The sequence below is a fragment of the Ruegeria sp. AM4 genome (assembly GCF_056540665.1).
In genome coordinates, this window is the sequence record NZ_JBQFXD010000001.1 from 177232 (window position 1) to 190291 (window position 13060).

Annotated in this window: 11 protein-coding genes; 5 read left to right on the forward strand and 6 right to left on the reverse strand. The window is 59.7% G+C overall.

Translation table 11 applies throughout. The features are described from left to right. Positions 1–132 precede the first annotated feature (132 nt). Complete coding sequence (locus ACR0JA_RS00910; protein ID WP_480568648.1) at positions 133–1011, reverse strand: LysR family transcriptional regulator; 879 nt, start codon at positions 1009–1011, stop codon at positions 133–135. 97 nt (positions 1012–1108) lie between these two features. On the opposite strand from ACR0JA_RS00910, the gene ACR0JA_RS00915 reads away from it, so the two are divergent. After that, on the forward strand, positions 1109–2416 hold the full coding sequence (locus ACR0JA_RS00915; RefSeq protein ID WP_480568651.1) for an aminotransferase class I/II-fold pyridoxal phosphate-dependent enzyme: 1308 nt from the start codon (positions 1109–1111) through the stop codon (positions 2414–2416). Between the two features lie 91 nt (positions 2417–2507). Here the strand turns inward: ACR0JA_RS00915 and ACR0JA_RS00920 are convergent, their stop codons facing one another. The 4 genes from ACR0JA_RS00920 to ACR0JA_RS00935 all read right to left on the reverse strand — a co-directional run bounded on the left by ACR0JA_RS00920 (position 2508) and on the right by ACR0JA_RS00935 (position 5862). Continuing rightward, a complete protein-coding gene (locus ACR0JA_RS00920; RefSeq protein ID WP_480568654.1) occupies positions 2508–3008 on the reverse strand; it encodes a bactofilin family protein in 501 nt (166 codons plus the stop codon). Further along, complete coding sequence (locus ACR0JA_RS00925; RefSeq protein WP_480568656.1) at positions 2998–4323, reverse strand: DUF5930 domain-containing protein; 1326 nt, start codon at positions 4321–4323, stop codon at positions 2998–3000. The genes ACR0JA_RS00920 and ACR0JA_RS00925 overlap by 11 nt, the downstream gene beginning before the upstream one ends. A 176-nt stretch (positions 4324–4499) precedes the next feature. Next, positions 4500–5318 carry a ferritin-like domain-containing protein gene (locus tag ACR0JA_RS00930; protein WP_480571096.1) on the reverse strand — a complete coding sequence of 273 codons (819 nt, stop codon included), beginning with the start codon at positions 5316–5318 and terminating at the stop codon, positions 4500–4502. An 82-nt stretch (positions 5319–5400) separates the two neighbouring features. Beyond that, positions 5401–5862, reverse strand: a complete 462-nt coding sequence (locus tag ACR0JA_RS00935; RefSeq protein ID WP_480568658.1) for a peroxiredoxin — start codon at positions 5860–5862, stop codon at positions 5401–5403. Between the two features lie 66 nt (positions 5863–5928). Here ACR0JA_RS00935 and ACR0JA_RS00940 point away from each other — a divergent pair, with 66 nt between their 5' ends. The 4 genes from ACR0JA_RS00940 (at position 5929) to ACR0JA_RS00955 (ending at position 12467) form a co-directional block, all read left to right on the forward strand. Then, positions 5929–9306 (forward strand): YhdP family protein, encoded by a 3378-nt coding sequence (locus ACR0JA_RS00940; protein WP_480568661.1) that lies wholly within the window; start codon positions 5929–5931, stop codon positions 9304–9306. 44 nt (positions 9307–9350) lie between these two features. Further along, positions 9351–10397 (forward strand): tRNA preQ1(34) S-adenosylmethionine ribosyltransferase-isomerase QueA, encoded by a 1047-nt coding sequence (gene queA, locus ACR0JA_RS00945; RefSeq protein ID WP_480571099.1) that lies wholly within the window; start codon positions 9351–9353, stop codon positions 10395–10397. Positions 10398–10509: 112 nt separating this feature from the next. Continuing rightward, the gene (locus tag ACR0JA_RS00950; protein WP_480568664.1) at positions 10510–11781 is read left to right on the forward strand and encodes an MFS transporter; all 1272 of its coding nucleotides are present in this window, start codon (positions 10510–10512) and stop codon (positions 11779–11781) included. Positions 11782–11888: 107 nt separating this feature from the next. Then, on the forward strand, positions 11889–12467 hold the full coding sequence (locus ACR0JA_RS00955; protein ID WP_480568667.1) for a DUF924 family protein: 579 nt from the start codon (positions 11889–11891) through the stop codon (positions 12465–12467). Here ACR0JA_RS00955 and ACR0JA_RS00960 read toward each other — a convergent pair. Continuing rightward, complete coding sequence (locus ACR0JA_RS00960) at positions 12464–12898, reverse strand: hypothetical protein (protein WP_480568670.1); 435 nt, start codon at positions 12896–12898, stop codon at positions 12464–12466. The two genes, ACR0JA_RS00955 and ACR0JA_RS00960, sit on opposite strands and share 4 nt — an antisense overlap. Positions 12899–13060: the final 162 nt, after the last annotated feature.

The following is a 13060-nucleotide window of genomic DNA, read 5'->3' on the forward strand; positions in this document are numbered from 1 at the left end:
CCTATCAGTTTCCTTTCTGGCGCGTGGGCTTCACAGGGTTTGCACCCATTACATCGGCCCGATCCACAAACCGACCAAAATTAACCTCCGGTAAATCGGTCGCCGGCGCAAGTGTGGTGACAGCGGGTCGGGTCAAGTCGACAGCGATGCGACGACATCATCTGTTTCCGGTCGACGCCGCGATTGTCGGGGCAATTGGATCACGAGGGACCGACCTGTCGGGCAGGATTGCGCATGTGCGGTCTTTAGCGCGCCCGAGGTCAACGCCTCTTCGAGCAGACACAAATGCCCCATCAACACGCCTGCACCGGCTTTGGCCTCTTCCACGGCCAGACTGTAAAGCGAAAACTGAGGGCCATTCTTGTCGTCGGGCAAACGCGTTTCAGTCGCTTTGGACCACAAGGTCCAATCATCATTCCACACCTGATCGTGCAACAGCGGAACCGTTTGAAAGCCGCTTGTGCGCCGTACTTGCTGCAAAAGCATGGGCGCACAAACCGGGATAATTTCGTCCGCGCAGACGGCAACCTGATCCGGGGACCCGTTCGGAACGGCAAAGAAGACCGACAGATCGAACAGTTCTCGCGACAGGCTGGGCGGGGTCTCCATCGCGGTGACCGAGAAATTGATGTTCGGAAACTGCGCCCTGATCCGTCGCAGCCGTTGCGGCAGCCAAAGCTGGGCGATGGCGGGCAGGGCGGCGATATGGAAATCGGCATTGGGCCTGAGGTTGCGCAAGGCCCGGGCTGCGTCGGCCAACTGGTCAAAGGCCAAAGTGAACCCTGCAACAAGCGACCGGCCTTCGGGCGTGAGGTCTACCCCTTGAGCGTTCCGGCGAAACAGCGGCGCACCGGCCCAGCCTTCCAGTGCCTTGATATGCTGCGAAATCGCGCCGGGCGTGACGCTCAATTCTTCTGCCGCGGCGACAAAGCTGACATGTCGCGCCGCAGCCTCAAAGGCGCGCATCGCGTTCAGGGGCGGACCCTTGGGGCGTTTCGGGGCGACGCTCATTCTCTTAGCCTTAGTTTTTCTACGCCAAGAAATAGCAATTCTGCTTTGCGATGTCACGCCGCAGCGGTCACACTCGGCTCAAACAGGAGAATGTCAGATGACACTAGCACAAAGAGACTGGGTGCCAGCCCTCAGTGAAACCTTGGTTCAAAAGACCGCGCATCAGACCGCATCGGCGTCTTCGGACGATCTTTTGGCGCGGATCGAGCGCCTGGCTGAAGAAAACCGTCAGATTCACGAGAAAGAGTGTTTCAACCTCAACCCGGCCACAAACGTGATGAACCCCAGGGCCGAGGCGCTGTTGTCCTCGGGTATCGGGTCCAGACCGTCGCTGGGCTATCCGGGTGACAAATACGAAATGGGATTGGAGGCGATCGAACAGATCGAAATCATCGCCGCCGAACTGTGCGCGCAAGTGTTTGACGCCCGCTTCGCCGAGGTGCGGGTGCCATCGGGCGCAATCGCCAACCTGTATGGCTTTATGGCAACCTGCAAAGCGGGCGATACGATCATTGCACCGCCTGCGTCGATTGGTGGGCATGTGACGCATCATCTGGCTGGTTGCGCCGGGCTTTTTGGCCTTCGCACGCTCGAAGCGCTGGTGAACGCGGATGGGTACACCGTTGATCTCGACCAACTACGCGACTTGGCCAGGGCCGAGAACCCCAAGCTGATCACGATTGGCGGCAGTTTGAACCTGTTCGAACACCCAGTGGCCGAGGTGCGATCCATCGCGGATGAGGTCGGCGCAAAGGTCATGTTCGATGCCGCCCACCAATGCGGCATCATCGCAGGTCGTGCATGGTCCAATCCCTTGCAAGAGGGCGCGCATTTCATGACCATGAGCACCTATAAGAGCCTCGGAGGCCCGGCTGGAGGTTTGATCGTTTCCAACGACGCCGATATTGCGCAGGCGCTGGATGCCATTGCCTTTCCGGGAATGACGGCCAATTTCGACGCCGCCAAAACCGCCGCGCTTGCGGTTACAATGCTGGATTGGAAGGATCATGGGGCGGACTATGCGTCTGAGATGATTGCCATGTCCCAAGCCTTGGCAAAGGCTTTGGATGGCGGTGGCGTTCCGGTCTTTGCCGGTACAGACGGCTTTACCAACTCGCATCAGTTTGCCGTTCTTGCAGCCCCCTTTGGCGGCGGGCAGGCGGCCTCGAAACTGCTGCGTCAAAGCGGTTTCCTTGCCTGCGGAATTGGTTTGCCCGTTGATCCGGTCAAAGGCGATATGAACGGTCTTAGGATCGGCACACCGGAATTGGTTCGTTGGGGCATGACCTCTGATCACGCCGCGCGGTTGGCCGACCTGATCACGCGCGGTCTGAGCGGTGAACAAATTCTACCCGAGGTCTCGGCCTGGCGTGGTGAATTCGACCGCCTGCATTTTGTGAACTAAGCTAAGTTCCGCTCTGACGCCCGACCTACAACGAACAACGCCGCAGGAAGACCTGCGGCGTTCAAAGATATCCGTGCTGGATCGGCAGTGGTTACTGCTTGACCTCTGCCGCCGGGTTGGCACCCGACTTAGCGCTGCGGCCGGGGTTCAGCGGGTCGTCCTGACGCTGGACCGAGCCCTCGAAATGCGCACCGCTTTCGATCGCGATGGTCTTATGGATGATGTCCCCTTCGACGCGCGCGGTCGAGGTCAGGCGCACCTTCAGGCCCCGCACACGGCCAACGATTCGGCCATTGATCACGACGTCATCGGCAGTGACTTCACCCTTGATGGTGGCGGTTTCACCGATGGTCAGCAGATGCGCACGGATGTCACCTTCGACGGTGCCTTCAACCTGAATATCGCCCGAGGTCTTGAGGTTGCCTGTGATGTGCAGATCCGACGACAGAACCGATGCCGGCGGCTTGGGCTTGGGTGCCGTGCTTGCCTTGGTTTCAGTCGGTGCCGGGGATGCCGGAGTTGCCGGTGCAGCCGGCTTTGTTGCCTCAGCCTCTTTGGATCCGGGCTCGTTGATTTTGCTCTTAGAAAACATTTCTCGCAGCCTTGATATAGGTCATAGGGTTCACGGGTTTACCATTCACGCGTACTTCGTAGTGCAGATGCGTTCCGGTGGACCGTCCGGTGCTACCCATATCAGCAATATGATCCCCGCGCGAGACCCTTTGACCGACCTTTACGCGGATCTTCGTGTTATGAGCGTAAAGTGTCTCAATCCCGAAGGCGTGCTTGATTTTCACCAGCCGACCAAAGCCCGATTGCCAGCCCGCATGGGTCACGACTCCGTCCGCTGTGGCAAAGATGTCGGTGCCGGGGGCGCCAGCGAAATCGGCACCGTTATGCATGCGACGACCACCGGTTTTGGGGTCGCGACGCGTACCATATCCACTGGTATAGCGAACGGCGGCATTTACAGGGCTGGCGAAGGGGGCCTTTTCGGCCGCAATGCGATACAGGTTCAGCTGGTCCATCTGTTCCAGCAGGACATTGGCGCGGATCTGGTCGGGGGTCAGTTCCTCACCGCGCGTGCTGAAGGATAAAGGGGTCAGCGGACCGCCCATACCGCTATATCCGCGCCGAACCTCGTCGAGGATACGATCTGTGGGCATGCCCGCCTTGCGGAACATCTTGTCCAGCGGCTCGACCGAGATCACCATCGCTTCTTCAAGCTGACGGAAAATCTCGTCGCTGCGTTCCTGCATCAGGCGGATTTCCAGCTCAAGCTCGTCGCGCTGGTCCAGCGCGCCCTGTGCATCGGCGGCGATCTGATCGCGCTGTTGCGCTGTGCGGGTCAACGCATCGGTCATGAACGCCATTTGCGCCGGGTTGGCGGATGCCATCATGTAAGGGGCATCGCCGTCCGTGGTTGCCTGCAACTCTGCCAATTCGGTCTTGGCCGCCTCGCGTTGCTTCATGGTCGCGCGCAAAGTCGTCTGAATGACCTCGATCCCGGTTTCCAGCTCGTGTCGGCGGTTCTCGGATTTCAGCAGTTCCGATTGCATCGCCGAAACCTGTTCAAGCGCCGCATTGAACCGCTCATGGGCGGCCATCGCCTCTGCAGCGCGCGCGTCGCGTTCGGCGGACAGGATGTTCAGCCGTTCCTGATAGGTCGCCTGATCCCGTTTTGCCTGTTCGCGGAAGTTGCCTGACCCGATGCTGTCCATCAGCAGGATCGCCGTGGCAACGGCTGTCCAGCCGACCATGACGGCGACGCCAGCAACCGCTGCGACCTGAGTTTCGGAACTCAGTCGGATGTACCGTGTATCGGTGTCGGATTTCAAAAAGAGTCGGCGTTCCGGAAAGTGCCGCTCGAGTAGTGAGTGTAGTTTGATTGCCAGACGTGTTCGCACGCGCCGTACCTCAATTGTCCCCATAAGCGAGGCAGGTTGTGAGTGAGTAGCCGCCTCTTGGGGCGATTGCGTAAAGGAACATGACCTTTTGGGCAACATTCTTGACAATTGGCGTCACGTAACTGGGGAATTCCCGCAAGATATCGGCGGGAAGTTGCCGATGTGCACTGTGGTAGTCATCCTGCCGAGGTGCCCGGCGCAGGCAGATCTTCGGTCAGTGGCCAGTAGAAATCTGGTGGCAATCCGGCCTCAGCGCGCTTTTCCTCGTTGAAAGGGGGTTTGAGCACGCCGTGGAAATAGCGTCGCACGAGCGCATGAAACACATCCTTGGGGTCGGCGTTCTCGCGACCGCATAGGAAATGGAACCATTTCGAGCCATAGGCCACATGCCCGACTTCTTCGGCATAGATGACTTCCAGCGCAGCAATCGCCTGTTCGTCCTTCGCCTTGCGGAAAATGTCTATCATACCGGGGGTTACGTCCAATCCGCGCGCTTCAAGCACCATGGGGACGACCGCCAGACGGCCCATCAGGTCCTCAGCAGTGTCTTCGGCAGCGCGCCACATGCCAGCGTGGGCGGGCAAGGCGCCATAGTGGCTGCCCATCTGCTCCAGACAGTCGCACACCATTTCGAAATGGCGCGATTCCTCTTCGGCGCATTTGACCCAATCGTCATAGAACCCGATCGGCATCGGCACATGACCAAAGCGGGCGATGATGTCCCAGTGCAGATCAACCGCGTTCAGTTCGATATGTGCCACTGCATGTAGCAGAGCGATACGCCCGGCCTCGGTTCCAGGGCGGCGCTTTGGCACATCTCGCGGAGACAGCAACTCGGGCTTGTCCGGTCGCGCCGGGGAAAGCGGAGGTGTTGCGGTGCCGACCGGTATCTCGGGCGCGTCGCCCTTTCGTGCCGCAAACCAGTCGGCGGCATAGCGTTTGGACAGGGCGGTCTTGGCCCGCCCGTCCGCAGTTGTCAGAACCTCGGTTGCCATCTGGGTCAATGTCTTGGGCACGGGGGGACGCTCCGCCGGTATCAGGGTTTCGGCGGGGCATAGACCAGATGGCGGTGCAGGTCTACAGCGCGCGCACGGCCTCAAGCACCTCATCCACATGACCGGGGACTTTGACCTTGCGCCAGACGCGGGCGATCTTGCCTTCGGCATCGATCAGAAATGTTGACCGTTCGATCCCCATGGATTTGCGCCCGTACATGTTCTTTTCAACCCAGACGCCGTAATCCTCGCAAACACTCTGCTCTTCGTCCGACAACAGCGGCGTCGTCAACTGGTGCTTGGCGACAAACTTGTCATGTTTCGCCACGCTGTCGCGCGAGATACCAAAAACGTGAGCGCCCGCATCCGCGAAGTCCTTGAGTTGTTCCGAGAATCCGATGGATTCCTTGGTGCAGCCCGGCGTATCATCGCGGGGATAGAAGAACAGAACGACGGCCTGGCCACGCTGATCCGAAAGGCTCACCTCGCCACCTCCGTCGCGAGGCAGAGTGAAATCGGGGGCGATGTCTGAAACGTCGGGCATATGCAAACTCCGGCTTGGAAATTTCGGTTGCCCGTATCATAGGGCGCGCCGGGCAGGTTGAAAGACGTGGAACGCAAATTGGTGCAGCCAGAACAACAGGGTGATCAGCAGGCGGACAAGAAACCCCGTCGCCGGTCGCGCCGACGCACTGCCGGGTTGTGGGCCATGCGCGGTGTCGTGGTTCTGGTGCTGCTTGCCGTCATCACGGCGTTCATGGTGATCGGTCAGCGCATGCACGCGCCGGTCTGGCTGCGCGACCGGGTCGAGGCGCGCTTGGATCAGGCGCTGGGTGGCGTTCAGATCAGGTTCGGCGATGTCAGTTTCATCATTCACGAGGGGTGGCGCCCGCGTTTGCGCCTGACCGATGTGCAGATCAGCGATGCCGCAGGCCAACAGATCGCCGAAGTGTCGGATATGCGCGCCAGCCTCGCCATGCGCCCGTTGTTGCGTGGTCACGTGCGCCCCAAGCGTATCGTCCTGAATGGGGCGCAAATCGCGCTGACCCGAGGCAAGGACGGGGCGCTGACCTTGACCGTCGGCTCAGGCAGCGCGCCCGTTGGCGCGGCGCCAAACCTGGCTCAGTTGATCGAAACATCGGACGATGTCTTTAAATCGCCGATCTTGTCGGCGCTGACATCGGTCGAGCTGGACGCGATTACGCTGGACTACAGCGATCTGCGCCAGGGGCGGTCCTGGGTGCTGGACGGGGGCCGCATCCAGATGACCCGCAGCGCACGCGAGGTCCGGCTGGCGACCAGCTTTTCGATCCTTGCCGGTCGGGATTATGTCAGCGAGATCGAGGCGAACTATACCAGCACGCTGGACAGTGCGGCAGCACAGTTCGGCGTTTCAATTACCGACTTCCCGGCCGAGGATATCGGCGGGCATTCCCCGGCCTTGGCCTGGATGCAGGTGCTGACGAGTCCCATTTCGGGGGCGTTGCGCGGCAGCGTCAATGCGGACGGTGCGCTGGGTCCGCTTTTTGCCACGCTGAATCTGGGGGCGGGCGCAGTCCAGCCGACGCCAGAAACTCTGCCAGTCAAATTCGAGGCCGCGCGCACTTATTTCACATATGACCCTGCGCGGCAGGTGCTGGATTTCAACGAGGTGTCGATCGACTCGGCCTGGGGAACGGTTCGGGGCGATGGCAAAGCCTATTTGCAGGGTGGTCCCGCGGGCGGGCTGGAAAGCATGGATGTACAATTCCGACTCAGCGGAATCGAAATCAACCCCGCCGATCTGTTCCTTGATCCGCTGACCCTGACGCATGCAGATATCGACTTTCAGATGAAGCTGGCCCCGTTTCGGCTGAAGCTGGGGCAGATGCGGGTCGAAGATGGCGATCACCGGTTGCGCCTCAGCGGCGATCTGGCTGGTCTGGATGATGGCTGGAAGGCCAGCATCGACGGGCAGATCGACAGGATGAAGGTCGGTCAGGTGTTGGGCTATTGGCCACCCCGCTTGGCCGCCAAACCGCGCATTTGGGTCGATGAGAACATTTTTGAGGGCCAATTGTCGGACCTGGAATTTGCCCTTCGCCTCAAACCCGACACGCAGCCTGATGTTTTTGCGAGTTTCGAATTCGACGACGCAAAGGTCCAGTTTGCCAAGACGCTGCCTCCGGTCGAGCAGGCGCAGGGTCAAGTCAGCATGCTGAACGGCAGGTTTACCGTGACGGCGCAGAAGGGTGTCGTCAAAGCCGAACAGGGTGGCTTGGTCGATGCCTCGGGGACCTCGTTCATCATTCCCGATATCGGCATTCGCAAAAAGGCACCTGCGATTGCGCGTATCAAGGCGAACGGCAGCGTGACGGCGGCGTTGTCGCTTTTGGACCAACCACCGTTGCAGGTGATGACCAAGGCCAATCTGCCGGTAGATCTGGCGCAGGGTCAGGTCGCGTTGCAGGGCACATTGGCTTTGCCACTGGTCAAGGGATTGAAGCTTGAAGACACCGAGTTTCACTATACCGCCGCGCTTTCGGATATCGACAGCGACAAGCTTGTCCCCGATACCAACGTTCGCGCCGCTGGTCTGCGTCTGACTGGCGATCAGACTCAGGTATCGATAGACGGCGACGGGTACTTCGGAGATGTGCCCGTTAGCGCCGCGTGGACCCAGCCCATCGGGGGCAGCACGCCTCAGCGCAGCACGTTGACCGGGCGGATCGAGTTGTCTGATCTTTTGATGAAGCAGATCGGTGCGGGGCTGCCGTCCGGTATGGTGACGGGACAGGGTCTCGCCGATTTCACCTTGGATATCGGCGCAGGCGATCCGCCGTCGCTGACGGCGCAATCCGATCTGGTCGGGGTCGGGCTGGCCATCCCGGAACTGGGTTGGCGCAAAGCTGCGCGCACCGCGGGTACGCTGTCGCTTGAGGCGACGCTGGGCGCGCAACCCGCTGTTCAGTCTTTGCGCCTGAATGCCGCCGGGCTGCGCAGCCTTGCCTCGATTTCCTTTCGCAATGGTGACTTGGACCGGATGAGGTTCAGCAGTTTCGAACTGGGCGACTGGCTGGCGGTGCCCGCCGAGTTAGTCGGACGTGGCAGTGCAGTGCCGGACATTCGGGTGTTGGGTGGCGTGATGAATCTGGGCAATTCGACCTTCGGTAAAAGCGAGGGGTCGGGTTCGGGCGCGGGACCAAAACTGGATGTGGCGCTGGATCGCTTGCAGGTGACCGAATCCGTTGCGCTGACAGGTCTCAAAGGCGTGTTTCAGACGACCGGCGGCCTGTCCGGTGCGTTCACGGCTCTGGTCAATGGCGGGGCGGCGATCCGCGGTCAGGTTGCACCACAAGGTGGGCGAACTGCGGTCAGTCTGACATCGGATGATGCCGGGGCCGTGCTGCGCTCGGCTGGGGTGATCACACAGGCGCGTGGCGGATCTTTTGCCCTTCAGTTGGACCCGATCGCTGCCGAGGGCAACTATGATGTCGGTCTCAAGATCGGCAATACGCGAATCAAGGACGCGCCCGCAATGGCGGCCCTGCTGAACGCCATCAGCCTTGTTGGCCTGTTGGACGAAATGGCCGGGCAGGGCATATATTTCTCGTCAATCGAAAGCCAGATGCGCGTCACGCCGACCCAGATAAAGGTCCTCAGCGGCAGCGCGGTCGGACCGTCGATGGGCCTGTCCTTCGATGGCACCATTAACACGGTGGCCGGGATGTTGGACCTGCGGGGCGCAATCTCTCCGATCTATCTGCTGAACGCGGTCGGCAGCGTTCTGACGCGCAAGGGCGAGGGCGTTTTTGCCTTCAACTACACCCTCAAAGGGCCATTGACCGACCCGAAGGTTTCGGTGAACCCGCTGTCAGGACTTGCACCGCTGTTTTTGCGTAACCTGTTGCGGGCACCAGCGCCGACGGTCTCGGACGGCCCCAATGCCACGAGCAACAGACCGATCAAGAATCATCCGGCGGCGCAGACACGGGGCGAGGATCGCTGAGCGCAGCGGTGGCCGAATCTGTTTCGGCGATGTATGGCGCGGCCATGAAACTGAGCGACTTTGATTTTGACCTGCCCGAAGACCGGATCGCGACGCGACCTGCGCATCCGCGCTCGTCCGCGCGCATGCTGGTGGCGCAGGGTGACGTGTTGCATGATCAGCAGGTTTTCGATCTGCCGGATTGGCTGCGCCCCGGCGACCGTCTGGTTCTGAACGACACGAAGGTGATCCCCGCACGTCTCAACGGAAGGCGGCACCGCAATTCTGCGCAAGGCCCGGTCTCTGCCGCGATCGAGGCCACATTGCTGGACCCGCAGGCCGATGGCGGATGGTCGGCGCTGATAAAGCCGTTGAAAAAGGTTAAGCCAGGCGAAGAGATTGTGTTTTCCGATACACTGTCCGCCCGGTTTGAGCGGGTCGAAGGTGGCCACGCCTATCTGCGGTTCAACCTCAAGGGCGAAGATTTCGACCGCGCGCTCGATCAGGCGGGGTCAATGCCGCTTCCGCCTTATATCGCCGCCAAACGTCCGGCTGACGCGCAGGACAAGACCGACTATCAGACCGTTTGGGCCCGGAACTCGGGCGCTGTCGCGGCCCCCACCGCTTCGCTGCATTTTGATCAGCAATTGTTGCAGGCGCTGGCTGCAAAGGGTGTCGAAACCACCCATGTGACGCTACATGTCGGTGCTGGAACCTTTTTGCCGGTCAAGGTCGAGGACGTGACAACGCACAGAATGCATGCTGAGTGGGGGCAGGTCAGCGAACAGGCCGCCGCCGAGATCAGGGCCGCCAAAGCCGCCGGAGGGCGGGTCATACCAGTGGGAACGACCGCGCTTAGACTGATCGAAAGCGCTGCGCGCAGTGGTGAGATTCAGGATTGGGAAGGCGAGACCGATATCTTCATCTATCCGGGTTTCGAATTTCATGTAACCGATGCGCTGATGACCAATTTCCACCTGCCGAAATCCACGCTGCTGATGCTGGTGTCAGCCCTGATGGGGCAGGATCGGGTCAAGGCGGTGTATGACCATGCGATTGCGCAGAAATACCGGTTTTTCTCATACGGAGACGCGTCGCTATTGATCCCGTGATCGGTAGAAATTTCGGATCAATTCGACACAATGTCGTAGACAGGCGCGACCGGGGCGATATTTGATCGCACCAAGCGGCAAAACACTCGGGTGACTGCAAAGGGGGCCTTGGATGCTTCAGGTGATTTCAAGCGCATGGGCGCTTTTGCTTGGGATGGGCCTGTTGATGGTGGGCAACGGGTTGCAGGGCACGCTGCTGGGCGTCAGGGGTGAGATCGAGTCGTTTTCGACCTTGCAGATGTCCTTTGTCATGTCCGCTTACTTTCTGGGATTCCTGGGTGGTTCGAGACTGGCGCCGGAAATGATCCGGCGGGTCGGCCATGTGCGGGTCTTCGCCGCGCTGGCGTCTTTCATTTCGGCCGTCATGATCATGTACCCCCTGCTGACCGATCCAATCGCCTGGGCCCTTGGGCGTGTGCTGATCGGGTTCTGCTTTTCGGGTGTGTATGTGACGGCGGAAAGCTGGCTGAACAACGCCGCCAGCAATGAAAACCGCGGTCAGGCGCTGTCGCTCTATATGATTGTGCAGATGACCGGAGTCGTCAGCGCGCAGGCGTTGATGCTGGTCGGCGATCCGGCCGGGTACGAGACCTTTGTGATCGCCTCGATCCTCGTTTCCATCTCATTCGCGCCGATCCTGTTGTCGATTTCCCCAACACCGGCCTTCGACACAACCAAGCCAATGTCGTTGCGGCAACTATACAATACCTCGCCGCTGGGATGCGTGGGTATGTTCCTGCTGGGCGGCGTCTTTTCCGCGCAATTCGCAATGGCGGCCGTTTATGGCGCGCATGCGGGTCTGTCGCTGGTCGAAATCTCGACTTTTGTCGCAGCCTTTTATGTCGGTGCCTTGGTTCTGCAGTACCCTCTGGGTTGGTTATCTGACCGGATGGACCGCCGGTTGCTGATCCTTGTGGTTGCAGCGATCGGCGGGAGCGCCGCAATCGTGGGTATGATTTTCGGAGTAACCTTTCCGGTTCTTCTGACCTCGGCCTTCTGCATTGGGGGGATGTCGAACCCGCTTTATTCTCTGCTGATCGCCTATACCAACGACTACCTTGAATATGACGACATGGCTGCCGCCTCGGGCGGGCTGGTATTCATCAACGGACTTGGAGCGATCGCGGGCCCGCTGATAACCGGCTGGCTAATGGGCGAGGGTGTGTTCGGGCCGCAGGGCTTTTTCCTGTTCATCGCGGCCCTGCTGTTCGTGACAGTGGCTTATGCCGCATTCCGGATGACACAGCGCGCTTATGTCCCGGTTGACGAGACCGGTTCCATTGCGCCGATCTATCCAACCGCCTCGCCCGTTGCGCTTGAAGTGGCGCAGGAGGTCGTCATCGAGGCCGCGCAGGACGAATCGGACGGGCAAGAACCCGCTTAAGCTCAGGAAATGTGACGTCTGTGTTGCAATATGTTACTGTAACACTTCTGTAAAACGTCCTTATATGACCTTACGTCCCTGGGGAGGGCACAAACGGAGTTCAGGGCATGGTTGGTCCCGAAGAAGTATTGAGTTTTTGGTTGGATGAGATTGGCCCCGACGGTTGGTACGATCAGGATGAAACGCTTGATGCCACCATCCGTGACAGGTTTCTGGAAACATGGGCTGCTGCATGCGACGGGCGGTTTTCGCTGTGGCTGACTTATCCCAGTGGTTCGCTGGCCTACATCATCCTGATGGATCAGTTTCCCCGCAACATGTTCCGAGGCAGCAAGCGCGCCTTCTCAACGGATCGCGCCGCGTTGTCCGCAGCGAAATGTGCTATCGACAAAAGCTGGGACATGAAGATTGATGAGCCCGCCCGGCAATTCTTTTACCTGCCGTTGATGCATTCGGAAAACCTGTGCGATCAGGAACGCTGTGTGCGTTTGATGTGCGAGCGGATGCCGGAAAACCGTGACAGTAACCTTCTGCACGCACGGGCGCATCGCGAGGTGATCCGCCAGTTCGGCCGCTTCCCCTATCGGAACGAAGCGCTGGAACGGCCAATGACGCCTCATGAAGCGGCCTATGTCAGTGCTGGTGGTTACGGTTCGACTGTTCGGGCCTTGCAGGCCGCCGGTTAGGACGACGGCGCACATCCCCGGATAATCAAGACCTGATCGGTAATAGCTTCGGCTGATGTCGTGACTGCGTGGTTGATCAGGTCTTCGGGGTTCTCGGCCAGTCCAGCAAGCCGGGTCTGTGCATTTTCCAGCTTGGTCTCAATGTCGTTCAGCCGATTTAGCGTCCCGTTCAGTTTGGCGCGGGCGGCGGAATCAATCGCACCCCCCTGATCCCGGATCGCGGCCAGATCGCTGCGCAGCCCTGCCAATTCACCACGAATGCCCTGCGCTTCTTCACGCAGCGGTGCAACCACTTGCAGGCTCTCGGCGAATCCTTCGCGTACGGTTTGCGCTGATTGGAACAGCTTCCAGCCCAGAAACAAGCACAAGGCCAGCAGGATCAGCGTTGCGTTTAAGAGAGCGAACAATAGGTCCTTGAGCGTTTTAGCCATGATAAAACCTTCGACATTCAATCTGATTGGTAATTTAGAGGGCAGGGTTTCTCTTTATCTAGCGTCAGCTTTCATGCCGGTATAGGCTGAAACCGGCGCGATAGCGCTGAAATTACCCTGCGTCACATTTGTCGCGGACGCGACGATTGATGCCCTGTAAAA

Bases quoted from the DNA above. Each gene is read 5' to 3' on its own strand.
- queA (WP_480571099.1), top strand. From the start codon at position 9,351: ATGAAACTGAGCGACTTTGATTTTGACCTGCCCGAAGACCGGATCGCG.
- ACR0JA_RS00960 (WP_480568670.1), bottom strand. From the start codon at position 12,898: ATGGCTAAAACGCTCAAGGACCTATTGTTCGCTCTCTTAAACGCAACG.
- ACR0JA_RS00910 (WP_480568648.1), bottom strand. From the start codon at position 1,011: ATGAGCGTCGCCCCGAAACGCCCCAAGGGTCCGCCCCTGAACGCGATG.
- ACR0JA_RS00930 (WP_480571096.1), bottom strand. From the start codon at position 5,318: ATGGCAACCGAGGTTCTGACAACTGCGGACGGGCGGGCCAAGACCGCC.
- ACR0JA_RS00950 (WP_480568664.1), top strand. From the start codon at position 10,510: ATGCTTCAGGTGATTTCAAGCGCATGGGCGCTTTTGCTTGGGATGGGC.
- ACR0JA_RS00920 (WP_480568654.1), bottom strand. From the start codon at position 3,008: ATGTTTTCTAAGAGCAAAATCAACGAGCCCGGATCCAAAGAGGCTGAG.
- ACR0JA_RS00935 (WP_480568658.1), bottom strand. From the start codon at position 5,862: ATGCCCGACGTTTCAGACATCGCCCCCGATTTCACTCTGCCTCGCGAC.
- ACR0JA_RS00955 (WP_480568667.1), top strand. From the start codon at position 11,889: ATGGTTGGTCCCGAAGAAGTATTGAGTTTTTGGTTGGATGAGATTGGC.
- ACR0JA_RS00915 (WP_480568651.1), top strand. From the start codon at position 1,109: ATGACACTAGCACAAAGAGACTGGGTGCCAGCCCTCAGTGAAACCTTG.